Source organism: Streptomyces sp. NBC_01450, assembly GCF_036227505.1.
GTDB lineage: Bacteria > Actinomycetota > Actinomycetes > Streptomycetales > Streptomycetaceae > Streptomyces.
Window position 1 is genome coordinate 6003932 of sequence record NZ_CP109480.1, and the last position, 22438, is coordinate 6026369.

Consider the following 22438-nt stretch of genomic DNA (forward strand, 5'->3'; position numbering starts at 1 on the left):
CCAGTGCCGAGCACGGGTGACCTTCCCGGCGCTGGACGGTCAGATGCGGGCCGACTCCCGTGCGGCCGGGTTGTTTTGTGCCGTGGCGTTCGCGGGCTGGTGGGTGAGTGCTTCGCCTTCCACATCGACCTTGGGCAGGATCTTGTCCAGTCGGTGTGGCATCCACCAGGCGGCTTTGCCGAGCAGGGCGAGGGCGGCTGGTACGAAGGCCATGCGGATGACGAACGCGTCGAACAGGACGGCGATCGCGAGTCCGAAGCCGATCATTTTGATCATGGATTCGCCGGCGCCGATGAAGCCGGAGAACACGGCCGTCATGATCAGTGCGGCGGCGGCCACGACGCGGGCGCTGTGACGGAAGCCGGTCTCGACCGCCTGGTGCGGGCTGTCGCCGTGGACGTAGGCCTCCCGCATCCGGGCGACGAGGAACACCTCGTAGTCCATCGCGAGGCCGAAGACGATGCCCACCAGGAAGATCGGCATCATGCTCATGATCGGACCGCTGGTCTCCACGCCGAGGAGTGAGGCCAGCCAGCCCCACTGGAAGACGGCGACGACGGAGCCGAGGGCGGCGAGTACCGAGAGGAGGAATCCGACGGCCGCCTTGACCGGGACCAGGAGGGAGCGGAAGACCACCGTCAGGAGCAGGATGGCCAGGCCGACGACCACGATCAGGTAGGGGATCAGCGCGTTCTGGGTTTTCTGCGCGATGTCGATGTTGAGCGCGGTGGTGCCGGTGACCTCGAACTCGGCGCCGGTCGAGGCCTCGGTGGCGGGGCGTTCGTCGCGGATGGTTTTGACGAGGTCCTGGGTCTTCTCGCTGGTGGGTGCGGTGGACGGGACGGCGGAGAAGACGGCGGTGTCGCCCGCGGGGTTGAAGCGTGCGGGGGACAGGGAGACGATCCCGTCGGTGGCCTTGATCTTCTGCTCGATGGCCTTGACCGCGGTTTTGGGGTCGGGGGCGTTCTTGGCGTCGATGACGATGGACAGGGGGCCGTTGAAGCCGGGGCCGAAGCCCTTGGCGAGGTCGTCGTAGGCGCGGCGTTCGGTGGTGGAGGTGGGCTTGGACTCGGCGCCGGGCATGCCCAGCTGGAGGTCCATGACGGGTACGGCGAGTGTGCCCAGGGCGGCGACCGAGGCGAGCAGGACGGGCACCGGGCGGCGCAGGACGAAGCGGGCCCAGCGGCTGCCGCCGTTGTTCTCACCGTTCTCCTTGACCCGTCCGTGCTTGCGGGAGTGGCGGGAGAGCACGGCGTTGGGCCAGAAGCCGAGGAGGGCGGGGACGAGCGTCAGCGCGATGAAGACGCTGACGATGACGGCTCCGGCGGCGGCGAGGCCCATCTTGGTGAGCATGGGGATGCCGACGACGGACAGGCCGGCGAGGGCGATGACGACGGTGAGGCCGGCGAAGACGACGGCGGATCCGGCGGTTCCGGTGGCGAGGCCGGCGGCTTCCCGCGGGGTGTGGCCCTTGGCGCGTTCTTCGCGGTAGCGGGAGACGATGAAGACGGCGTAGTCGATTCCGCAGGCGAGGCCGAGCATGGTGGCGAGCGTGCCGGTGGTGGAGGAGAGGCCGAACGCACTGGACAGGGCCATGATCGCGGCCATCGAGACGCCGACACCGATGATGGCGGTGAGCAGGGGCAGCCCGGCGGCGGTCAGCGAACCGAAGGTGATGATCAGGACGGCGGCGGCGATGGCGATACCGATCGCCTCGGCCGAGCCGCCCGCGGAGGGCTGGGTCGCCAGCGCGGTGCCGCCGGCCTCGACCGTCAGGCCGGACTTCTTGGCCTGCGCGATGGCGTCCTTCAGGGCGTTCTTGCTGGCGTCGGTGAGGTCGTCGGCCTTCACCTTGTACGTGACGGTGGCGTACGCCGTCGTCGCGTCCTTGCTGACCGCGTTCGCCTGGAAGGGGCTGACCGCGCTCGCGACCTGCGAGCCGTCGGCCGCGAGGTCGACGAGCTTGTCGACGGTCTTCTTGTTGTCGGCGGCGGTGATCTTCTGACCGTCGGGGGCCACGAAGACGATCCGGGCGTTCGCCCCGTCGGCGGTCGTCCCGGGGAAGCGCTGCTCCATGAGGTCGAACGCCTTCTGGGACTCGATCCCCGGCATGGAGTTCGAATCGTCGGCGGCGGCGGGTGCCTTGGCGGCACCGAAACCGACCGCGGCCAGGACGGCCACCCATAGGAGGGCGACGTACCAGCGCCTTCGGAAGGCCGTACGGCCCAGTCGATAGAGGAAAGTAGCCACGGGAGGGGTCTCCAAGGTCTGTGTTCGGGGCAGCGAGCGGCGGCGTGCTGCGAGGGGGCGGAGTCGCAGACGCGTCAGGCCGGGGTCGGCGTCCTGCGGCCCTGTGCTTCGCGGTCCCGTGCTGCGCGGGCCTGTGCTGCGCGGGCCTGCGTGCCGTGGTCCTGCGTTTCGTGGTCCTGGAACAGGAACCAGAGCACCGGACGGGAGGAGAGCAGCGACGTCATGGACCTTTTCCTTCGGCGGGGAGTCTGTAGGGGCGTGAGCTTCCGGATTCAACGATCCCGTCGGAAGCTCGCCGCCACGAGTGAGTGCTCTCCCGAACCTGTGGTGTAGCGGGCTACACCATCTGTCCGGAGCCTGCTCTCCCGCGCAGCCGCGCCGGGTCTGCCTAGCCTGGGCGGCATGGGAAAGACAGTGCGGCAGGCAGCGCGAGCCACGGCCCAACTGGGACGGGCCGCCGTACTGGCGTTCGGCTCGATCATCTTCATCACGGTGCTGCTGTTCACGGCGGTCGCCACCCTCGCGGTGGTCGGTGCCGGACTGCTGCCCGAGACGGTGCTCCTGGTGCGCCGCTTCGCCGGTGCCAAGCGGCGCCAGGTCGGTGAATGGACGGGCCGGGAGATCCCCGAGGCGTACCAGCGTGTCGAGGGCCCGCTCCGGCGGCGGCTGCGTACGGCGGTCCGTGACCCGGGCACCTTCAACGACCTGCGCTGGATGGTCGCCCACTACGCCTACGGCTTCCTGGTCGTCCTCGCACTGCCGCTGTGGCCGGCGGGTCTGCTCGTCGACGGTGTACGGCAGGGTGCGCTGGGCCGTCCGCCGCTGGTCCTCCCGCTGATCAGCCGTCTCGCGGATCTCGACGCCGCCTGGTCCACCGCTCTGCTCAAGCCCTCACCCAAGGCGCTGCTCGCCGAGCGGGTCGAGGAACTGACCGAGACCCGGGCGGGTGCGGTGGCCGCGCACGAGGCCGAACTGCGCCGCATCGAGCAGGACCTGCAGGAGGGCACGCAGGCGCGGCTGGTGTCGCTCTCCATGCGGATCGGCATCGCCAAACGGGCATACGAACGCGACCCGGACACCGCGCGCGAACTCCTCGACGACGCCCAGAACCAGGCCGAAGAGGCGCTGACCGAACTGCGTCACATCGTCCGGGGGATCCACCCGCCGATCCTCACCGACCGTGGTCTCGTCGGGGCGGCGCGGGCGCTCGCGGCGAGCAGCGGGCTCGACGTGACCATGGACGTGGACGGTCTGGAGGATGGGGCGCACAGCGGGGTCCGGGCCCCGGCGGCGATCGAGGCCGCCGCGTACTTCGTACTGGCCGAGGCGCTGACGAACGCCGGCAAGCACAGCGGCTCGGAGCGGGCGGCGGTCCGGCTCGCCCGTACGCCGACGGGGTTGAGCGTGGTCGTTCGTGACGAGGGTCGCGGTGGCGCTGGGGGCACCTCCCAGGCTTTCGGTTCTGGGGGAGAGGCGGTCGGCTCGGGACTGCTCGGCATACGACGGAGGGTCGCGGCGCTCGACGGGACCGTGCGCCTGACCAGCCCCGTCGGGGGTCCGACGGTGATCGAGGTGGACCTGCCGTACGCGTGGTGACACCTTGCGCGTCGTGGCGACACCGTCGGCGTTCTCGCGCTCCCTGGAGAGGGCGATTTTCCGTCGACTTCAGCTTTCTCAGGATTCTTACCCTCCTCACAGCCCCACCCCATGCCCCTGACTGCTGCCGTTCCTAGCTTTCCGATCATGACGAGAAGCCACAAAGACACTTCGATCACCCGGCGCCGCGCGCTCGCGGTGACCGGCGGCACGGTCGCCGCGGGCGGGCTCGCGGTCGCGGGTTACCAATCGGCGTTCGCCGACGAGACGACCACCGCCGCCGACGCCGAGGCGACCGCCTCGGCGACCTCCACCAGCAGCGGTCAGTGCGTGCTGATGTCCAGCGTCACGGAGGGGCCGTACTACCTGGACGGCGCTCTGGTGCGCAAGGACATCACCGAGGGCAAGGGCGGCGTCCCGCTGACGCTGCGCATCACGGTGCAGGACACCACCGAGTCCTGCGGCCCGGTCGCGGGCGCGGCCGTGGAGATCTGGCACTGCGACGCCTGGGGCTACTACTCCGGCTACACCACCGCCAACCCCGGCGGCTCCGCGCCCGCCGAGAGTGAGGACGGCTCGACGGCCGACGACCAGACGTATCTGCGCGGTTACCAGATCGCCAACGCCAACGGGGTCGTCAAGTTCGAGACGATCTTCCCCGGCTGGTACACGCCCCGTACCACGCACATCCACGTCAGGGTCCACACCGGCGGCGAGAAGGCGGACGGCACCTACGAGGGCGGCAAGGTCAACTTCACCGGCCAGCTCTTCTTCGACGACGACATCGCCGCCGAGGTGCAGGCCCTGGAGCCGTACTCCAAGCACACAGGCAGCTACACCAAGCTCGCCGACGACATGGTGTACGACGGCGGCGGCACCTCCAGCGGACTGCTCACCCTGAAACCGGTCCACAAGAAGGACCCGTCCAAGGGCTTCAAGGGGTCCATCACCCTGGGCATCGACCCCGACGCCGAGAGCACCGGCGCGGGCCCGGGCAGCGGGGGCGGTGGTACGCCCCCGAGCGGCGCGCCCGGCGACGCTCCGACCGGTACGCCGCCGAGCGGTGCCCCGAGCGACAGTGCCAGTCCGTCCGCCTCGGCGTCCTCGTAGGGTTCGCCCATGAGCAGCCGTGAGGACGAGACGCTGGCGCGGGCCGCCGTGGCCGCGCTCACAGGGCAACTGGAGCTCACCCCCAAGCCCGGCCTGCCCGATCCGCGCGACCTCGACGCCCGGGCCACCCGCCGGGACCTGTGTTCCCTGCGCTGGTCGGCCAAGGCGCTGACGCCCGGCCTCGCGGCCATGGCGGCGGCCGCCCGCCGCATCGGCCGACCCACGCCCGAACTCCGCACGGAACTGGGCGCGATCGGCCGCTCCACCGAGCACTCGGTGGCCCTGGCGGGCGGTGGCCACCGAGGGGCGCTGTGGGTCCTGGGCTTCCTGGTCGCGGCGGCCGTCCTGGACCCAGAGGCCAAGGGCTCCGAGGTCACCGCCACCGCCAAGCGGATCACGGCGCACCCCGACCGGCGGGCGCCCCGTCGGCCCTCCCGGGGGTCGTCCGTGTCCGCGAAGTACGGCGCGGCCGGGGCGCGGGGCGAGGCACGCGCCGGATTCCCGCACGTCCGGCGGGCGTTGGACGCGCTCGCCACCTCCCGCTCCGCCGGTGCGTCCGAGACGTGCGCCCGGCTCGACGCCCTCCTCACCGTCATGTCCACCCTCCAGGACACCGAGTTGCTGTACACGGCGGGCCCGCACGGGCTCCGGCACGTCCAGGCGGGTGCCCGGGGTGTGCTGGAGGCGGGCGGTACGGCGACGGAGGCAGGCCGCGCCGCCCTGGCCGCCTTCGACGACGACCTCCACACGCGTGCGTGGAGCCCTCGTGGCACGGGGGGACTGTTCGCGGGCGCCCTGTTCGTGGACTCGCTTCCGGTGGTGGTCAGTTCACCGGTACGGGTTGCTGCCTGACCCTGTCCTGGCCCTGGTCCTGGTTCCGATCCTGGTCTTGGCCTTGATCTTGGTCCTGGTCCTGGCCCTGGCCCTGGCCCTGGCCCTGGCCCTGGCCCTGGTCCTGGTTCCGGGCCTGGCTTCCGCGGTGGGCTGTCACCTCGCGTGTGGCGGCCCACCGCGCGGCCGGCCCCATCGCGCGGGACGCCCCCAGCATCAGGCCCCCCAGCAGCAGCCATCCCGGCGTCCCCCAGCCCACCAGCAGTGCGGTCAGGACCAGCGGTCCCGCGGTGCGGGCCACCGTGACGCCCGTGCCGAAGAAACCCTGGTACTCGCCCATGCGTTCGGCCGGGGCGAGGTCGAAACCCAACTGCCAGGAACCCGCCGACTGCTGCATCTCGGCGACGACCTGGAGCACCGCGCCCGCCACCAGAACCCCGGCCGCGCCCCAGGGCGAGGCGTCGGCCGACAGTGCGAAGACCACGCAGGACACCAGCATCACGAGCCCGGAACGGCGTATCGCGCGCGTGGCCGAGTCGAGCCCCGTGACACCGCGCGCCATCCGCACCTGGAAGACCATCACCGCACCGGTGTTGAGGACGAACAGCGCGGAGACCAGCCAGGCGGGCGCCTGGGTGCGCTCGGTGATCCACAGCGGGATGCCCAGGCTGAGCAGCGGCATCCGCAGCAGCAGCACCGTGTTGAGGAACGTGACGAGCACGTACGGGCGGTCGCGCAGGACACCGGCCCGGTGACCGCGCCGCACGGTCACGCGCGGTACGGACGGCAGCCTCAGCAGCACCCCAGCACAGAGCAGGAAACTCATCGCGTCCAGCGCGAACACCCCGAGATACGCGTCCCGTGTCCCGGCGCGCAGCGCGAGCCCGCCGAGACCCGCCCCCACCGCCAGACCGGCGTTGAGGGTCGACTGCAGCTGGGCGAGCAGCCCGGTCCGCTCCCCGGCCGGTATCAGCCCGGCGAGCAGCGCCTGCCGGGCCGCCCCGAGCCCCGACTGCGCGGAGGCGTACGCGCAGGCCGCGAGGACGAAGGACAGGAAGCCGCGGACGACCAGGAAGGACGCCACCGCCGCTCCGGTCGCGAGGGCCAGCAGCACCGCCGTGCCGCGCGGCCCGCGGCGGTCGGCGAGCCTTCCCAGCGGTACGCCCACGAGGGAGCCGATCGCCCAGGCGACGGTCAGCCCGAGCCCCACGCGCGCGGGGGCCAGTCCGACGACGTGTGTGAAGTACAGCGCGGAGGTCACGTAATAGGCGCCGTCCCCCACGGAGTTGCTCAGCTGGGCGAGGGCCAGGACGCGCCCCGGTCCCGTGGGCGGGACGAGGCGGCCCGACTTGGCGGATGCTGCCGGATTCGTCATGGATGCGACGCTACGGTCCTGGTGGACCCGTCAACAGGCCCAATACTCAGGCATTTTCATGCCCCAATTCGTGCCCGGCGCATGACGTCCGTCATCTCCCGTCCGATACTTTCCGGCTCCCGTCCAGCACCCGTCCCAACGCCTCCAGCGCTTCCGGATAGATCCGCTCCCGGGGAGTCCCGTAGCCCACGACCAAGCCCTGAGGTCGCCCCTCACCGCGTTCGTGCCAGTGCTCGCCGAGATGCCCGACCGCGAGTCCCGCCTCCTCCGCCCGCGCCAGCACCTCGGCCTCGTCCGCCACGTCCACCAGCGCGTGCAGCCCGGCCGCGATGCCGCGTACGCTCCGGCGCGCGCCCAGCCGGTCCAGGAGCTGGTCCCGGCGCCGCCGGTACCGCAGCCGGCAGGCACGCACATGGCGGTCGTACGCGTGGCTGGTGATCATCTCGGCCAGCGCCAACTGGCCGATGGACTCGGTGTGATGGTCGCTGTGCAGCTTCACGTCGGCCACCGCGTCGACCAGGTGCGGCGGCAGCACCATCCAGCCGAGCCGCAGCGCGGGCCCGAGCGTCTTGGAGGCCGTGCCCAAGTAGGCGACCTGCCCTGGTGCCATGCCCTGGAGAGCACCGACGGGTTGCCGGTCGTAGCGGAACTCACCGTCGTAGTCGTCCTCGACGATCAGTCCGCCCCGCGCGCGTGCCCAGTCGGTGAGCGCCCGCCGCCGTTCGGGATGCAGGGTCACCCCGGTCGGGTACTGATGGGCGGGCGTGACGACGACCGCGCCCGCCGGTGAGGAAGCCAACTCCCCCGCGCAGGCGCCTCGTTCGTCCACGTGCAGCGGCACCACCGTGCCCCCGCCCCGCCGCACCACGTCCCGGTGGAACGGCAGCCCGGGGTCCTCCATCGCGACCACCCCGCTGTCCAGCACACGCGTGAGGAGCGCGAGCCCCTGCACGTACCCGGAGGTGATCACGATCCGCTCGGGCGGCGCGATCACGCCCCGGGCCCGTCCCAGGTATCCCGAGAGTGCCGTCCGCAGCTCGAGCCGGCCGCGTGGGTCCCCGTAGTCGTACGCCAGGGAGGGCGCCGTCGCGATCGCGCGGCGCAGCGCCCGCAGCCACGCCGCCGCCGGGAACGTACCGACGTCCGGGCTGCCGGGCCGCAGATCGAGACGGGGCGCACGCGCGCGGGGAGCCCCGACGGCCTGCGACACGGCGTCCGCGGGAAGCTCCGCGACCTCGGTGCCCGACCCCTGCCGGGCCGTCAGATACCCCTCGGCGACCAGCTGGTCGTACGCCCCCTTGGCCGTTCCGCGCGAGACGCCGAGTTCGGCCGCGAGCCGCCGGGTCGGGGGCAACCGCGTGCCCGGGGCGAGCCGTCCGTCGCGCACCGCGTCCCGCAGCGCCCGTTCGAGCCCGGTCCTGCGTCCCGCCGCCGCGTCCGGCTCCAGATGCAGATCCACTCCGACACCGGACCAGAAGTCGTCCACCACACCGTTGTTCACGAAAAGCCGTTCCCCCTAGACAGACCACCGGACAGACCACCGGACAGACCACTGGACAGGCCAATGGCCGGGCACCTCACAGGTACCCGGCCATCAGTGTCGTATCAGCCTCCGACAGTCACTGTCTCAGCCCTTCAGCGCCGCCATCCACGCCTCGACCTCGTCGGAGCGGCGGGGCAGCCCGTCGGACAGGTTCCGGTTGCCGTCCTCGGTCACCAGGATGTCGTCCTCGATGCGCACGCCGATGCCCCGGTACTCCTCGGGGACGGTCAGGTCGTCCGCCTGGAAGTACAGGCCCGGCTCGACGGTCAGGCACATGCCCGGCTCCAGCGTGCTGTCCACGTACGTCTCGGTCCGCGCGGCGGCGCAGTCGTGGACGTCCATGCCGAGCATGTGGCCGGTGCCGTGCAGGGTCCAGCGGCGCTGCAGACCGAGCTCCAGGACACGCTCGACCGGGCCCTCGACCAGACCCCACTCGACGAGCTTCTCGGCCAGCACGCGCTGCGCGGCGTCGTGGAAGTCGCGGTACTTGGCACCGGGCTGCACGGCCGCGATACCGGCCTCCTGGGCCTCGTACACGGCGTCGTAGATCTTCTTCTGGATCTCGCTGTAGCGGCCATTGACCGGCAGCGTGCGGGTGACGTCGGCGGTGTAGAGCGTGTGCGTCTCCACGCCCGCGTCGAGCAGCAGCAGGTCTCCGGAGCGCACGGGTCCGTCGTTGCGCACCCAGTGCAGCGTGCACGCGTGCGGGCCCGCGGCGCAGATCGAGCCGTAGCCGATGTCGTTGCCCTCGACCCGGGCGCGCAGGAAGAAGGTGCCCTCGATGTAGCGCTCGCTGGTCGCCTCGGCCTTGTCCAGGACCTTCACGACGTCCTCGAAGCCGCGCGCCGTCGAGTCGACGGCCTTCTGCAGTTCACCGGCCTCGAAGTCGTCCTTGATCAGCCGCGCCTCGGAGAGGAAGACCCGCAGTTCCTCGTCGCGCTCGGCGGTGACCTTGTCGGTCAGGGCCGCCTCGATGCCGGCGTCGTAGCCGCGCACGACCCGGACCGGGCCGGTGGCCGCGCGCAGCTTGTCGGCCAGTTCGCGTACGTCGGAGGCGGGGATGCCGTACACCTGTTCGGCCTCGGTGAGGGAGTGACGGCGGCCGACCCACAGCTCGCCCTGCCCGGACAGCCAGAACTCGCCGTTCTCGCGGTCGGAGCGCGGCAGCAGGTAGATCGTCGCGTTGTGCCCCTCAACGGTGGGCTCCAGGACCAGGACGCCGTCCTCGGTCAGGTTGCCGGTGAGGTACGCGTACTCGACCGAGGCGCGGAAGGGGTAGTCCGTGTCGTTCGAGCGGGTCTTCAGGTTGCCCGCCGGGATCACCAGACGCTCGCCCGGGAAGTGCGCGGAGAGCGCGGTACGGCGGGCGGCGGTGTACTGGGCCTGCGCGATCGGCTCGAGGCCGCGCAGCTCGGTGTCGGCCCATCCGGACTTCATGTTCTCGGCGAGCTCGTCGGACACGCCCGGGTACAGGCCGTTCTTGCGCTGCTTGATCGGCTCTTCTTCGCCCGCTTCGTCAGCGGCATCGTCGAGCACGGCTTCCGGGGTCTCCGGGTTGAGCGCCTCCGACACGGTCTGCCTCCTAGATACGACTCTGGACCTTCGCCCCGGCTCTCCGCTGTGCTCGAGCAGGGGGACACTCATCATCGTACGGTCGTACAGGAGTGGGCCCAGGGCCGGAAGTCCTGTTACACGCAGAGCTCAGCGCGGCGGCGCGAGAACCTCACTCGAAGCGCGCCGCCAGGAGTACGACGTCCTCCGCGCTGTCCGCCTCGTCCAGCCCGTCCGGCAGCACGGACCGCAGAACGTGGTCGGCGAGCGCGCCGGAGTCCTCACGCAGCGCCCTGGGGACGCTCGCGGCCGCCGCGTGCAGCCGGGCGAAGGCGCGGTCCATGGGGTCACCGGTGCGGTGCAGCAGGCCGTCGGTGTAGAGCAGCACGGTCTCGCCGGGCTCGGCCGTCAGTTCGACGCTGGGCGCCTCCCAGCAGGCGAGCATGCCCAGGGGCGCGGAGAGGGAGGTCTCCACGAACTCCGTGCGCCGCGCGCCGACCACCAGCGGCGGGCTGTGGCCCGCACCGGCGAGCGTGATCTTGCGCAGTGCGGGCTCGCAGTACGCGAAGAGGGCGGTCGCGGAGCGGGCGGGCTCGGTCAGACGCAGCAGCAGTTCGAGGTCGGACAGGACGGCGACGGGGTCCTCGCCCTCCATCACGGCGTACGCCCGCAGGGAGGCCCTCAGCCGGCCCATCGCGGCGACGGCGCTGGGTCCGGACCCGGTGACGGAGCCGACCGCGAGGCCGAGCGCGGCGTCGGGCAGCGGCAGCGCGTCGTACCAGTCGCCGCCGCCGCGCGGACCCGTGCGGTGCCGGGCGGCGAGCTGGACACCGGGGACCCGGGGCAGCCGCGGCGGAAGCAGCTCCTGGGAGATCGTCTTCATGCACACGCGTGTGCGGTCCAGTTCCAGCAGCCGTGCGAGGTGTTCGGTCGCGTAGCGGACGTAGAGGCCGACGAGGTGGCGCTGGCGCTCCACCGGTTCGGCGGGTTCGTCGTAGAGCCATACGGCGGCGCCCAGCCGGCCCGCCGCCTTGGTGGACAGGGGCAGCGCGTAGCTCGCGGCGTAGCCGAGCCGGGCGGCCACCTCGCGGTGGCGGGGGTCGAGCCCGTCCTCGGAGAGGAGGTCGGGCTGGGAGATCTCACCCTCGCCGCCGGGCAGTCCGTCCAGGATCCTGCCGTACGACATGGAGCTGCGGGGGACGGTCTCGATGTGGCCCAGGTCGGCGCGGGCGAGGCCCAGGCCGATGGTGGTGTCCGGGCCGAGTCCGTCGCCCGGTTCCAGGACGACGAGACCGCGCCGGGCGCCGACGAGGGCGGCTCCGGCGCGCAGCAGCTCCTGCAGCGCGTCGTTCAGTGTCGCGGTGCGCACCAGGCGCTCGGTGAGTTCGTGGAGGGTGGTGAGGTCGGAGACCCAGCCGGCGAGCCGATCTTGGAGAACGGCTCCCGGGCCGGTGGACGAGGCGGCGGAAGAGGAACCCGTGCCGGAACCCGTACCGGAGGCCGTCGGCGCGACAGTGTGTGCGGGCGCGGGAACCGTTGAATCGATTCCGGCCACTTTCGGAACGTGAGGGGCGTTCATGGCGTCCGGCTTTCTGACCGGTGCGTATTGCTCAATAGCATCGCAAACCCCCATGTAGTTCTGCGCCGCTAGCAGTGTCTCCACATGTACACGCACTCGTGAGGGGATGTCCAGCATTGTCCTGCTGGGATTCCTGGTGTCCATGAGACCCTCGGTAACCCTTGCGGGAAAGCAAAGTTGGCTTAAAACTGACTCGGGTAACCGGTTATTGAGGTCGACTGGCCTCGTTCGACGGAGCGTCACAGCGGTCGTGATGGGTACGTACTCGGTGAAGGCCAGGGGCGGTTGGGATCCGCCCGGAACCTGGCGACGGACCCGGGCGTCTTAACCACCGACGACCGTGCCCCATCCTCCCGTGGCGGAGGCGGCAAGAAACAGCGGGACGGCAAAACGCCAGGCGCCGCCACCCCACGCCATGCCCATGCTTTAGACAGACGCAGTATGGACGCGGACGCAGCCAATGCTCGGCCCAGATGGGTTCCCCTTGCCTTGCGCAAGGGTGTGATGCGCCAGCAGGTACGCACAGTGAAGTGATCGACACATGGTGTGATGTGATCCACGGTGTTGCCAGGCGTGCAACGGAAAGGAACGAGCGCTCATGCGCGAGATCCTCGGAAGGCGACGCAGGCTCCTGTCCAGGCGAAACAACGGCAGGCCTGAGATGCTCAGCGCGGCCCTGACCTTCGCGACCGATTGGCAGTGGCCCGTACTCCCGGGTGTGGCACCGGACCCGCAGGGGCGTGCCCGCTGCGGTTGCCCGGACCCGGAGTGCACGGTGCCAGGTGCTCACCCCTTCGACCCCGGCCTTCTCGCGGCCACCACCGACGCGCGCATGGTGCGCTGGTGGTGGACCAACCGGCCGTCGGCACCCATCGTGCTGGCCACCGGAGGCAGGGCCCCCTGCGCGGTGAGCCTGCCCGCCCTCGCGGCGGCCCGCGCACTCGACGCGCTCGACCGCAAGGGCATGCGCCTCGGCCCGGTCGTCGCGGCCCCCACGCGCTGGGCGATCCTGGTCGCGCCCTACTCCATGGAGCAGCTGGGCGAGCTCCTCTACGCCAAGGACTTCGTGCCGGGGTCCCTGCGCTTCCACGGAGAGGGCGGTTACATCGCGCTGCCCCCGTCCGAGACCGGCCAGGGGCAGATCCGCTGGGAGCGCGCGCCGCTGCCCGGCTCGGCCGCTCCCTGGGTGCCCGGTGTGGAGGCCGTGGTGGACGCCGTGGTGGAGGCGCTCACTCGTACGGGTGTGAGCGCGCCCGAGTTGTAGGGTGCCCCGGCGCGCGGTGAGCCGCGCGCCCACCCGCGCTCGTTATGTTCCGCACTATGCAGCGTCATTCCGGGGGACACAGAGCCCCATCGTCGCCACGTGCCGGGACGGACCCCCAAAAAGTCCGTCTGGTGGCGCTGGCGGGCCTCGTGGTGTTCACAGTCGTCCTGCCACTGACCGTGGCCTCCGCAGGACCCGTCGGTGACGGGAGCTCCGAGGCGGTACTCGGGTCCCGGAGGATCGACGACAAGGCGACGGCCGCCCCCGCCGCGTCCCGTTCCGCTTCCGCGACCCCTCCCGCTTCCGCCCCTGCGCCCCGGCTCCTGGGCCTCGGCCGGGCCACCGCCGCCCGGTGCGGCCCCGAGCTCTCCTCCGCCGACGGCATCGAGGCGCAGACCTGTGTCATGACCCAGGGGGAGGACACCTGGGCGCGCACCTACTACCGCAACGCGACCGGTGACGAGCTGAGCTCCGCGCTGAGCCTCATGGGCCCCGGTGGCCGCACCGTGGAGATCAACTGCGTGGTGGGCGCCGGGGACGACCCGGGGGTGTGCGAGACGCCCAGAGGGCGTACGGCGGGGGGTGTGGGGGCGTACACGGCGGTCGCGGAGTTCGCGAGGAGCGCCGGGAGCGGGCCGATGCTCCTACGGTCGGGAAGCGAGGCGGAGAGCGCCTCGGGAGGCGATTCCGAGAGCGCCTCGGGCCGCGGTCCGGAGGGCGCCTCGGGGAGCAACTCGGCCCCGTAGCAAGGCGGTTGACGCCGCAGGGAAATCCGTACATGGAAAGACCCGGTTGCTGGCGACGGGGGATGCACCAGCAACCGGGCTACTCGAACGGTAACAAGAGATCGGCGGTTCGCAAATTCGATCTCGGCTATTCGGACACGGATTTACCTGTCGCCGCCGGGAGTTGTGACCGGAGTCACCTGCTCCGCACCGACCGACCAGCTGACCGGTCGGTCAGTGTCCCAGTTGTGTGTCAGCTGAGCGTGACCTGTCGGTTCGTGAGGCCGCCACGCGCCCGCCGCTCGTCCACGGTGAGCGGTGCGTCCGAGGCCAGGGCGGTCGCGAGGCGCTCGGCGAACTCGGCCGCCGGCTTCTCCACATCGTCGGCCGTGACGCCTGTGGGCAGGTCCCAGACCGGCACCGTGAGCCCGTGCGCACGGAAGGAGCCGACCAGCCGGGTGCCCTCACCGAGGCTCGAGCGACCGGCCGCGTGCAGCCGCGCGAGCGCGTCCAGAAGCTGTTCCTCGGGGTACGGCATCACCCAGCGCAGATGGTTCTTGTCGGGGGTCTCGCACCAGTACGCCGCGTCCACGCCGGAGAGCTTCACGGTCGGGATGGCCGCCGCGTTGGCCCGCTCCAGGGAGGCGGTGACCTCCGGTGTCGAGTGCTCCGCGTCCGGGACCCAGAACTCGAAGCCCGAGTGCACAACTGGCTCGAACGCGCCTTCGGGGTCGAGCAGTTCCTGCAGTCGCGGGCCCTCGGCCGGGGCGCGGCGGCCCTGGACCGGGGTGCCGGGCTGCGCCGTGAGCGCGCGCTGAAGGGTGTCGGCGAGGTCGCGGCTGATGTCGCCGGACGCCGTGTCGTTCTGCAGGCCGAGCAGGACCGAGCCGTCGTCGCGGCGCAGCGCGGGCCAGGCCATCGGCAGGACGGTGGCGAGCGTCACCGAGGGAACTCCCTCGGGCAGGCTCTCCTTGAGCTTCAGCTCGACCGTCGCGGCGGGCACCAGCTCGCGCAGCGCGACCCAGTCGCCCTCGCTGGGCAGGCCCTCGAAGGGGCGCTGGACCAGCTCGGTCACCGCGTGCGCGGCCGCCCGGCCGTGGCAGGCCTTGTAGCGGCGGCCACTGCCGCACGGGCAGGGCTCGCGAGCGCCGACTACCGGGATCTCCCCGTCCTTGAGCTGAGGCTGCTTGGCCTTCGTCTGGGGTCGCTTCTTGGCCATCGTGGGTGTCTCCCGATCACGGCTCGTCTCGTACTGGCGCGAGCCTAGCCGCTCGTACGTCGACTGACGGGACCCTGTGGACAACGCACCGAGTCGTCCCGGAACCGGGTCTTCCGTCCGGGGTTCCCTCCGGACTTCCGTCTCGGACTTTCCGACTCGGACTTCTGTCTCGGATTCGGTCCGGGCCCACCCTGGTGTGCGCGGTGGTCGGTCCGTGCGCGGTCGCCGGTCCAAGGTGTCGAAGGCGTCCGCGCGGTCGTCAGTCCAAGTCGTCGAAGGCGTCCGCGAAGTCCAGCCCGGGCAGCCCCGCTACACCCGGTGACGCGACGCGCGTAGCGAAATCGTCGCGCCGCCGCGAGGCAGCCGTGTCCGTCACGTCGTCCTGGACGACGACCCACACGGTGACCTCTCCGCGTATGTCGTCCCGTACGCCCCAGTCCTTGGCCAGTGCCGTGATGATGTTCAGCCCGCGGCCGCCGTGTGCGGTGACCGAGGGCGTGGCCGGAGCCGGGCGGGTCGGACCACCGCCGTCCGTCACCTCGACGGTGAGCCTCCCGGACGTGTCGACCCGCCACGCGGCCCGGACGTCACCGTCCCCGGCGAGGGCGTCGCCCAGGGGCCTGCCGTGCCGGCACGCATTGCTCAAAAGTTCGGAAAGGATCAGTACGGCGTCGTCGATGACCGATTCCGCCACTCCACCGGTACGCAGTTGATCCCGCATCCGATGTCTTGCTTTCCCCACGCCCGCAGGGCCATGGGGAACGGCCATGCTCGACGACGTGGGCACCTCCCGTGCCACCACCAACGCCACCCCCGAGACCTCCTTTGCCCCACGCCACGGTGTGGATGCCCCCGCGGACTGGACCGGAAACCGGCCAGTCCACGTCTGCTGACGCACTCGTAACGATCGAACACGGACCGAACGCGCCGGTGCACTCCCTGTAATCGCGTGGCTGGAATTCGGCGCTGATTGTCGATACTTCGGGGCCGGCCGCCGCGTCCTCGACGGTGGCTTTCGGACGGCCCAGCGCGAGGTCAGCGACCGAGTTGGCGCAGCACCGCGCGTGGGCGGTTGGTGATGATGGCGTCGATGCCCAGCTCAAGGCAGAGATCGACGTCCTCGGGTTCGTTCACCGTCCAGACGTGGACCTGGTGACCGGCTCTTTTCAGCCGTTCGATGTAGCCGGGGTGACTGCGTACGATCCGCATCGAGGGGCCCGCGATCCGGACACCGGCGGGCAGCCGTCCGTCGCGCAGCCGGGGCGAGATGAACTGCAGCAGATAGACCGTCGGCAGCGTCGGGGACGCGGACCGGACGCGGTGCAGGGAGCGGGCCGAGAAGCTCATGACGCGTACCGGTGAGGTGGCGGCGCTCGCCGGGGCGTCCAGCCCGAAGCGCTTGAGAAGGAGCAGCAGCCGATCCTCGACCTGGCCCGCCCAGCGCGTGGGGTGCTTGGTCTCGATGGCCAGCTCCACGCGGCGGCCCGCGTCGGCGACGAGTTCGAGCAGCCGCTCCAGGGTGAGGACGGAGGTGTCCTCGGGGTCCCCGGGGCCGTACTCCCAGTCGGGGGACTCGTCGCGGTTCTTCCAGGAGCCGAAGTCCAGGGCGGCGAGTTCGGCGAGCTCCAGGGCGGAGACGGCTCCGCGGCCGTTGGACGTACGGTTGACGCGGCGGTCGTGCACACAGACGAGGTGTCCGTCCGCGGTCAGCCGTACATCGCACTCGAGGGCGTCCGCACCGTCCTCGATCGCCTTCTTGTACGCGGCCAGGGTGTGCTCGGGAGCCTCTTCGGAGGCCCCGCGGTGGGCGACGACCTGAATCGGGTGCTGTCGTGCGTGGGTCACCGCGTCATGGTGCCACCGTCACGGGGGCGACGCGGGGGGCGAGACACCATGAATGTTTCTTTTTACTATAAAAAGCCCGGTATAAAGGATGGTCCTGGACCCACAGCCACCGCTTATGGTGCTCTGACGTCCCGTGGGAAAAGCTGACGGCGTACAAAAAGCACATGCACACCAGCACAGCTGCATCGCGCCGGACCCGTCGACAAGCGTGAGTGAGCGTGACCGAGTGCGACCGAGAACAACAGCCGTGGATCGAGGAGAAGAGCTGTGAGCACCGAGAACGAGGGCACTGCAGTACCCCCGGCCCCGTCCGCACCTCCCGTGCCGGTGGAATCTCCCGCTGCTTCCGCGCAGGGCGCTGCGCCCGAGGGGGGCGCACCGACCGCCCAGATCCCGGCGGTGCCTCCGAGCGCCCCCGGCGCACCGGAGCAGACACCGGCGTACGCGGCGCCGATGGGTGCCGGGGCTCCTGAGGCGCACGGGTACGGCTCCGGGGCTCCCGGGGCGCCGGTCTCCGCCGCCGAGGCGGGCTGGCCGCCCCCGCCGCCCGCCGTGCCCTCGTACGCGGACGGTGGCGGTTCGGGAGCGGGCGGGTGGGGTTCCTCCTACGAGCAGCCCGCGCCGAAGCGGAAGAACGGACGCGGTGGCCTGGTCGCGGCGATCCTGGTGGCCGCGCTGGTCGCGGGCGGTGTCGGCGGTGGCATCGGCTACTCGCTGGCCAAGAACAACGACAGTTCCACCGACTCGACGACGGTCTCCGCGCCGAGCAGCAGCGGTGATGTGAAGCGGGCCTCGGGCACGGTCGCGAACGTGGCCGCCAAGGCGCTGCCGAGCACCGTCACCATCGAGGCCGAGAGCAGCAGCGGCTCGGGCGGCACCGGCACCGGGTTCGTCTTCGACACCCAGGGCCACATCCTCACCAACAACCACGTCGTCGCGGAAGCGGTCGACGGCGGCAAGCTCACCGCGACGTTCCCCGACGGCAAGAAGTACGACGCCGAGGTCGTCGGCCACGCGCAGGGCTACGACGTTGCGGTCATCAAGCTCAAGAACGCGCCGTCGGACCTGAAGCCGCTCACCCTGGGTGACTCCGACAGGGTGGCGGTCGGCGACTCCACGATCGCGATCGGCGCGCCCTTCGGCCTTTCGAACACGGTGACCACGGGCATCATCAGCGCCAAGAACCGCCCCGTGGCCTCCAGTGACGGAAGCGCCAGCAGCAAGGCCTCCTACATGAGCGCCCTGCAGACGGACGCCTCGATCAACCCGGGCAACTCCGGTGGCCCTCTCCTGGACGCCCAGGGCGCGGTCATCGGCATCAACTCGGCGATCCAGTCCTCGGGCAGCGGTGGCCTGGGCGGCACCAGCCAGTCCGGCTCCATCGGCCTCGGCTTCGCGATCCCGATCAACCAGGCGAAGCACGTCGCCCAGCAGCTGATCAAGACCGGCAAGCCGGTCTACCCGGTGATCGGCGCCTCGGTCTCCCTCGAGGACGGCACCGGCGGCGCGAAGATCACCGAGCAGGGCGCGAGCGGCTCCGCCGCGGTCACCTCCGGCGGCCCCGCCGACAAGGCCGGCCTCAAGCCCGGCGACGTCATCACCAAGCTCGACGACCAGGTGATCGACAGCGGCCCGACCCTCATCGGCGAGATCTGGACCCACCAGCCCGGAGACGTCGTCAAGCTCACCTACACGCGCGACGGAAAGACCCACACCGCCGAGGTCACCCTCGGACAGCGCGAGGGCGACAGCTGACCGGTTGGTCTTGTCCCGCGCCACCGGCGCTCGTCGGTGGCGCGGGGTGGGATGCCGGAGCGGCCTGAGGGAACGGTCTTGAAAAACGTGAGGACGCGAAAGCGTCCCCGTGAGTCCCGATCTCGCTCACTCCGCAGGTCATCGACATGCTGGTCAGAAGGGGTGCCTCTCGCTGAGAGGCACCCCTTCTGCGTGGAGTCTGCCTCACCTTGATCTTGTTCTGTCACGCTGTCGATCAGTGCGTGTGGACCAGGCGTGGACCAAATGGTGCGCCGTGACGAAACCGATGAACTGCCCACCGACCAGGGCTTATACGGTGGACGGCGGCCACTTGGGTACCCGATCATGCGCTCATGCCCCTGAGAGACACCCTTGCCCGAGTCGATGCAGACCTGGCCGCCGGCCGGGTTCCCGTCGCGCGTCAGCGCCTGCGCGGGCTGGTGTCGTCCTTTCCGAACGACCTGATGCTTCGTCGCCGCCTGGCCGAGGTGTACCGACTGTACGGAGAGCCCGCGGAAGCGGGCCGCTGGATGTACCTCGAACAGGACCGGGACGCATCTGAGACCACGGCCTTCGAGGCGAGATACCGCACCGCTCCGCAACGTATGCGGGCACTTGCCTGGCATGGCCCTGAGTCGCTGGCCCCATCGGCCTTTGCCAGACAACAACTGGCAGCGGTACGAGCAGCCTGCTCCGAAGCCATGGGGCACCCCGTCGACTGGGACACGGCGTCATCCGGCCGGAAGACAGACGGCGGGGGCAGCGCCATCGCCGACTTCCTGGCAGGGGCTGGATGCCTGGTGGCGGTCCTCGCGTTCCTGGCGATCTGGGTGAACGGGCTCGTTGCCCTCTTTGATTGACTCGAGTCGCCGGGGGCTGTGGGGGCGCCGCTCAAGGTTCGATACGACCGGTCCAAGACTTCCCTGAACGGGACACCGGGCGGGGTGAAATGATCTCTGCGTGGTGCCCTCGAACTGCTTCCGCAGCCGCTCAGGGCACGGGCCGTACTCGCCTATCGGCAGGAACGGCTCGATCAACTTTTATTGCCAGGACAGGAATCCGAAGAACGATCACAACATCACACAGGCCTTAGGGCCGCGGACCGGGTGCTGATGATCGGCGCAGTGGGCATGGGGTGCGGAACAGGCCAGTGGACCCCGTGTGGACCATGCCCCCGCGAGACGCTTGGGGCCGGGTAGGCTGTACCCGCTCCGCCCCTGGTGGGCGGGGCAAGGGTGGGTTGCCCGAGCGGCCTAAGGGAACGGTCTTGAAAACCGTCGTGGCAGCGATGTCACCGTGGGTTCAAATCCCACACCCACCGCGCAGGTCAGAAGCTTTGCAGGTCAGAAGGGGTGCCCCTCTCCGGAGCGGCACCCCTTCTGCGTGACCTTGTCTCACCCTGGCTCGCCGGTTTCCCAGCTTTGACCAACGCGTGCGGCCAACCTGCGGCCAGGATTCACGACCCCTCCACTAACCCGCCCACGGTGTCGGGAAGGTCGTCGTCGTGGGTGTCGGCTATGAGCTCGGCGAGGGTGAAGTGAGCTTCCTCGTTCGACATCCGGTTTTCGACGCGCACGAAGTAGCTGCGTTCGGAGACGCGGAAGACCCGTCTCCTCTGGCGCCGGCGTCCTGCTGAGGTGAAGGCTTCTTCAAAGGTGTTGACGATGTGCAGCATCGCGGCCAGGGCTTCGGCCTCCGTCCCTTCGAGTTCACGATGGACGGTGTACCGGAAGGCTTCCGCCTGGCCCTCAGCTTGCAGGACGGCCCATCGGGGCATGGTGTTCTCCAGTCCGTGAGACGGCGTGAGCCGTCAATTCACATGCCCCGTCGCGCAGTCGGCTCAAAACTGACTTCGGGTCCGATGCCCTTGGCGCCGGGAGAGTATCGGAATCGGGACGTTCCGGGGCCCGTCTTTTGGATCTCACGACGGGGGCACGGCTGCTGGATGCCGGGTCGGGCCTTGCGGCTGAACTTCTGGGCTCTCGGATTTTGAGGGAAACGAAATGGAAGAGGGCATTCCGATCTCTAGTGTTTCTCGATCACTGTCCGGGGCGGGGTAACGCCATCCGGGACGCCGAGGCGATCGTCGCGCGGGCCTCGCGTTCGGTGAGGCCGGTGCGGAGGGCGGCCTCGACGAGTGCGGTGGTCAGTTCCGGGCCGATGCCGTTCTCGTAGGCGCGGCAGGCGGCCCAGAAGAGGCGGGTGTTGCGCTGGCCCTCATGGGCGGCCAGCACGAACTGGACCAGCCCCTGCCCGTGTTGGCCGGTTGCGGGGGGCGCGTGGTGGTGCGTGCGGGGTGGGGGCGTGAGCAGGCGCAGGAGTTCGCGGGGACAGGGCGCGGGCGCCAACAGGGTGGTGCCCGGGGCCGTTCCGTACACGCCGTGCTCGGTGCGGGAGCCGGGGCCGACCAGGTAGCCGCCGGCGCCGCGGATGTCGATACCCGGGGCCAGTCGGCTCGCCGAGTTGGGGACGACCACGTCGGGCGGTCCGGTCAGCCAGAGGTGGCGGCCGCCGCTCGGGGTCAGCACGACCACTGTCTCCGGGATCGTGAACAGGTGGCGCAGAGCCAGTTCGCGCAGGGCGGCCGAGGAGTCCGTACCGGATTTGGTGTCGAGGTCGATGCCGATGAGGTGGTGCGGGTCGAGGCCGCAGGCGATGCCGTAGCCGGTCGCCCAGGGTGCGGCGGCGAAGAGCGCGCGGATGCGGCGGGGGTCGGTGGTGGCGTCGTACACGCCGTGTCCGAAACGGCCGCATTCGCCGTGACAGGGAGGGGTCGTCGGGTCGGGATCGGGGTCGTCGCGGTGGGGGGAGCGCAGGGCCGGGAGCTTCGTGCGGGACAGCGGGATCACCGCGAGGCCGCGTTCGGCGGCGGACAGGGCATGGGCCAAGGCCAGGGTCGTGGCCTGCCGGTCGATGGTGGCCATGCATCTATGTTCGTACGAATGTTCGAAGAAGGGAAGGGTTCGCCGGGCGTAGGGGTGCCGGAAGGGGATTCGGCAGGGATTGATGAGAAAAGTGACGGAACGGTTCCTCTCTTGGGGTGTCCGGGGGTGTCCGAGGGTGAGCTGTCCGATCCGGCGTGATCTGGGGTTTCTTGTCATGAAGAGGGTTTATCGACATGTACTCACGCTTGAGGGCGAATCACGGCTTCCGGGGTGGTTCGCCGGGGATCCCGTGGGCAACTCTGGACTCGCGACGTCGTGATCAGCGCCGGGGTGGTCGGCCAACCGCCTTGGAACGAGCAGTACTTCCCGGTTCGCGCCGGTCCGTACATCCGGTTCTTGGAGGAATTCACATGGCAAGCATCCGCACCGCCCGTGTTCTCGCCGCCGTCTCGGCCCTGCCCCTCGCTGCCGCCCTCTTCACGGGTGTCGCCGCGGCGGACAACGGCGCGTTCGCGGACGACGGATCGAACGCGGGCGTGGCAACCGTCAGCGGCAGCGGGGTCGGACACGACAACAAGGGCAACTCCTCGACCACACAGCAGCAGGCGGTCGGCTTCGGGGCCTCGAACCACAGCAACACGGCTCAGGTCAAGAACTCCGCGTTCACGGCCATCGACCAGTCGCACACCGTCATCAACTTCACCAAGCTCTGGTGAACCGGGGCCGGTTCGCCCGACCTCGACGGGCTCACCGGCCTTGAAGCACCGTGTGGGGTGCTCCGTGGGGTAGTTACGCGTCTGTGCGACGGTGCTTCGGTGCCGTCGCGCAGGCGTTTTCGCGTGCCAGGCGCCCGTAGTGCAGGCGTTTTCGCGTGTCCGGCCTCGACGGGTCCGTCGTGACCTTGACAGCT

The 22438-nt window shown here is 70.4% G+C and carries 20 protein-coding genes and 2 tRNA genes; 11 read left to right on the forward strand and 11 right to left on the reverse strand.

Going from position 1 to position 22438, the window contains the following annotated elements:
• Positions 1-39: 39 nt before the first annotated feature.
• Positions 40-2250: an MMPL family transporter gene (locus OG568_RS26735; RefSeq protein WP_329533392.1), complete on the reverse strand. Its 2211-nt coding sequence runs from the start codon at positions 2248-2250 to the stop codon at positions 40-42.
• A gap of 74 nt (positions 2251-2324) precedes the next feature.
• Positions 2325-2474 (reverse strand): hypothetical protein, encoded by a 150-nt coding sequence (locus OG568_RS26740; protein WP_329533393.1) that lies wholly within the window; start codon positions 2472-2474, stop codon positions 2325-2327.
• Between the two features lie 178 nt (positions 2475-2652).
• Here OG568_RS26740 and OG568_RS26745 point away from each other — a divergent pair, with 178 nt between their 5' ends.
• From OG568_RS26745 to OG568_RS26755, 3 genes are all read left to right on the forward strand, one after another.
• Complete coding sequence (locus tag OG568_RS26745) at positions 2653-3846, forward strand: sensor histidine kinase (RefSeq protein ID WP_329533394.1); 1194 nt, start codon at positions 2653-2655, stop codon at positions 3844-3846.
• A gap of 147 nt (positions 3847-3993) precedes the next feature.
• The gene (locus OG568_RS26750) at positions 3994-4956 is read left to right on the forward strand and encodes an intradiol ring-cleavage dioxygenase (RefSeq protein ID WP_329533395.1); all 963 of its coding nucleotides are present in this window, start codon (positions 3994-3996) and stop codon (positions 4954-4956) included.
• A 9-nt stretch (positions 4957-4965) separates the two neighbouring features.
• Positions 4966-5808 (forward strand): triphosphoribosyl-dephospho-CoA synthase, encoded by an 843-nt coding sequence (locus tag OG568_RS26755; protein WP_329533396.1) that lies wholly within the window; start codon positions 4966-4968, stop codon positions 5806-5808.
• On the opposite strand, the gene OG568_RS26760 is transcribed toward OG568_RS26755, so the two are convergent.
• The 4 genes from OG568_RS26760 to OG568_RS26775 all read right to left on the reverse strand — a co-directional run bounded on the left by OG568_RS26760 (position 5780) and on the right by OG568_RS26775 (position 11952).
• Positions 5780-7162, reverse strand: coding sequence for an MFS transporter (locus OG568_RS26760; RefSeq protein WP_329533397.1), 1383 nt, complete (start codon positions 7160-7162; stop codon positions 5780-5782). The genes OG568_RS26755 and OG568_RS26760 overlap by 29 nt on opposite strands.
• A 91-nt stretch (positions 7163-7253) precedes the next feature.
• Complete coding sequence (gene pdxR / locus OG568_RS26765; protein WP_329536462.1) at positions 7254-8648, reverse strand: MocR-like pyridoxine biosynthesis transcription factor PdxR; 1395 nt, start codon at positions 8646-8648, stop codon at positions 7254-7256.
• A 141-nt stretch (positions 8649-8789) separates the two neighbouring features.
• Positions 8790-10277, reverse strand: coding sequence for an aminopeptidase P family protein (locus tag OG568_RS26770; RefSeq protein WP_443077770.1), 1488 nt, complete (start codon positions 10275-10277; stop codon positions 8790-8792).
• Positions 10278-10428: 151 nt separating this feature from the next.
• The gene (locus OG568_RS26775; RefSeq protein WP_329536464.1) at positions 10429-11952 is read right to left on the reverse strand and encodes a PP2C family protein-serine/threonine phosphatase; all 1524 of its coding nucleotides are present in this window, start codon (positions 11950-11952) and stop codon (positions 10429-10431) included.
• A gap of 481 nt (positions 11953-12433) precedes the next feature.
• On the opposite strand from OG568_RS26775, the gene OG568_RS26780 reads away from it, so the two are divergent.
• Positions 12434-13099, forward strand: coding sequence for a bifunctional DNA primase/polymerase (locus OG568_RS26780; protein ID WP_266432812.1), 666 nt, complete (start codon positions 12434-12436; stop codon positions 13097-13099).
• Between the two features lie 56 nt (positions 13100-13155).
• A complete protein-coding gene (locus tag OG568_RS26785) occupies positions 13156-13845 on the forward strand; it encodes a hypothetical protein (protein ID WP_329533398.1) in 690 nt (229 codons plus the stop codon).
• A 232-nt stretch (positions 13846-14077) separates the two neighbouring features.
• Here the strand turns inward: OG568_RS26785 and OG568_RS26790 are convergent, their stop codons facing one another.
• Together OG568_RS26790 and OG568_RS26795 are read right to left on the reverse strand one after the other, a co-directional pair.
• Entirely contained in the window at positions 14078-15043 is a 966-nt protein-coding gene (locus OG568_RS26790) for a DUF5926 family protein (RefSeq protein WP_329366569.1), read from the reverse strand.
• Between the two features lie 259 nt (positions 15044-15302).
• Complete coding sequence (locus OG568_RS26795) at positions 15303-15854, reverse strand: ATP-binding protein (protein ID WP_329533399.1); 552 nt, start codon at positions 15852-15854, stop codon at positions 15303-15305.
• On the opposite strand from OG568_RS26795, the gene OG568_RS26800 reads away from it, so the two are divergent.
• Positions 15811-15936, forward strand: a complete 126-nt coding sequence (locus OG568_RS26800) for a hypothetical protein (RefSeq protein WP_329536664.1) — start codon at positions 15811-15813, stop codon at positions 15934-15936. The two genes, OG568_RS26795 and OG568_RS26800, sit on opposite strands and share 44 nt — an antisense overlap.
• Positions 15937-16078: 142 nt before the next feature.
• On the opposite strand, the gene OG568_RS26805 is transcribed toward OG568_RS26800, so the two are convergent.
• Positions 16079-16888: a glycerophosphodiester phosphodiesterase gene (locus tag OG568_RS26805; RefSeq protein ID WP_329533400.1), complete on the reverse strand. Its 810-nt coding sequence runs from the start codon at positions 16886-16888 to the stop codon at positions 16079-16081.
• A 267-nt stretch (positions 16889-17155) separates the two neighbouring features.
• Here OG568_RS26805 and OG568_RS26810 point away from each other — a divergent pair, with 267 nt between their 5' ends.
• The 4 genes from OG568_RS26810 to OG568_RS26825 all read left to right on the forward strand — a co-directional run bounded on the left by OG568_RS26810 (position 17156) and on the right by OG568_RS26825 (position 19964).
• Entirely contained in the window at positions 17156-18643 is a 1488-nt protein-coding gene (locus OG568_RS26810; protein ID WP_329533401.1) for a S1C family serine protease, read from the forward strand.
• Between the two features lie 43 nt (positions 18644-18686).
• Positions 18687-18777: transfer RNA gene (locus OG568_RS26815), tRNA-Ser, on the forward strand.
• Positions 18778-18996: 219 nt separating this feature from the next.
• Positions 18997-19503 carry a DUF6584 family protein gene (locus OG568_RS26820; protein ID WP_329533402.1) on the forward strand — a complete coding sequence of 169 codons (507 nt, stop codon included), beginning with the start codon at positions 18997-18999 and terminating at the stop codon, positions 19501-19503.
• 374 nt (positions 19504-19877) lie between these two features.
• Positions 19878-19964, forward strand: a tRNA-Ser gene (locus OG568_RS26825).
• A gap of 135 nt (positions 19965-20099) precedes the next feature.
• Here OG568_RS26825 and OG568_RS26830 read toward each other — a convergent pair.
• Positions 20100-20420 (reverse strand): hypothetical protein, encoded by a 321-nt coding sequence (locus OG568_RS26830; RefSeq protein ID WP_329533403.1) that lies wholly within the window; start codon positions 20418-20420, stop codon positions 20100-20102.
• 262 nt (positions 20421-20682) lie between these two features.
• Positions 20683-21567: a bifunctional DNA primase/polymerase gene (locus OG568_RS26835; protein WP_329533404.1), complete on the reverse strand. Its 885-nt coding sequence runs from the start codon at positions 21565-21567 to the stop codon at positions 20683-20685.
• A gap of 371 nt (positions 21568-21938) precedes the next feature.
• Between OG568_RS26835 and OG568_RS26840 the strand changes: the two genes are divergently transcribed.
• Positions 21939-22244 carry a hypothetical protein gene (locus OG568_RS26840; protein WP_266432837.1) on the forward strand — a complete coding sequence of 102 codons (306 nt, stop codon included), beginning with the start codon at positions 21939-21941 and terminating at the stop codon, positions 22242-22244.
• Positions 22245-22438 lie beyond the last annotated feature (194 nt).

Excerpts from the sequence above, each read along its gene's own strand:
- OG568_RS26740 (WP_329533393.1), bottom strand. The coding sequence starts at position 2,474 with ATGACGTCGCTGCTCTCCTCCCGTCCGGTGCTCTGGTTCCTGTTCCAG.
- OG568_RS26745 (WP_329533394.1), top strand. The coding sequence starts at position 2,653 with ATGGGAAAGACAGTGCGGCAGGCAGCGCGAGCCACGGCCCAACTGGGA.
- OG568_RS26750 (WP_329533395.1), top strand. The coding sequence starts at position 3,994 with ATGACGAGAAGCCACAAAGACACTTCGATCACCCGGCGCCGCGCGCTC.
- OG568_RS26755 (WP_329533396.1), top strand. The coding sequence starts at position 4,966 with ATGAGCAGCCGTGAGGACGAGACGCTGGCGCGGGCCGCCGTGGCCGCG.
- OG568_RS26760 (WP_329533397.1), bottom strand. The coding sequence starts at position 7,162 with ATGACGAATCCGGCAGCATCCGCCAAGTCGGGCCGCCTCGTCCCGCCC.
- OG568_RS26775 (WP_329536464.1), bottom strand. The coding sequence starts at position 11,952 with ATGCTGGACATCCCCTCACGAGTGCGTGTACATGTGGAGACACTGCTA.
- OG568_RS26780 (WP_266432812.1), top strand. The coding sequence starts at position 12,434 with ATGCGCGAGATCCTCGGAAGGCGACGCAGGCTCCTGTCCAGGCGAAAC.
- OG568_RS26785 (WP_329533398.1), top strand. The coding sequence starts at position 13,156 with ATGCAGCGTCATTCCGGGGGACACAGAGCCCCATCGTCGCCACGTGCC.
- OG568_RS26790 (WP_329366569.1), bottom strand. The coding sequence starts at position 15,043 with ATGGCCAAGAAGCGACCCCAGACGAAGGCCAAGCAGCCTCAGCTCAAG.
- OG568_RS26800 (WP_329536664.1), top strand. The coding sequence starts at position 15,811 with ATGCTCGACGACGTGGGCACCTCCCGTGCCACCACCAACGCCACCCCC.
- OG568_RS26820 (WP_329533402.1), top strand. The coding sequence starts at position 18,997 with ATGCCCCTGAGAGACACCCTTGCCCGAGTCGATGCAGACCTGGCCGCC.
- OG568_RS26830 (WP_329533403.1), bottom strand. The coding sequence starts at position 20,420 with ATGCCCCGATGGGCCGTCCTGCAAGCTGAGGGCCAGGCGGAAGCCTTC.
- OG568_RS26835 (WP_329533404.1), bottom strand. The coding sequence starts at position 21,567 with ATGGCCACCATCGACCGGCAGGCCACGACCCTGGCCTTGGCCCATGCC.
- OG568_RS26840 (WP_266432837.1), top strand. The coding sequence starts at position 21,939 with ATGGCAAGCATCCGCACCGCCCGTGTTCTCGCCGCCGTCTCGGCCCTG.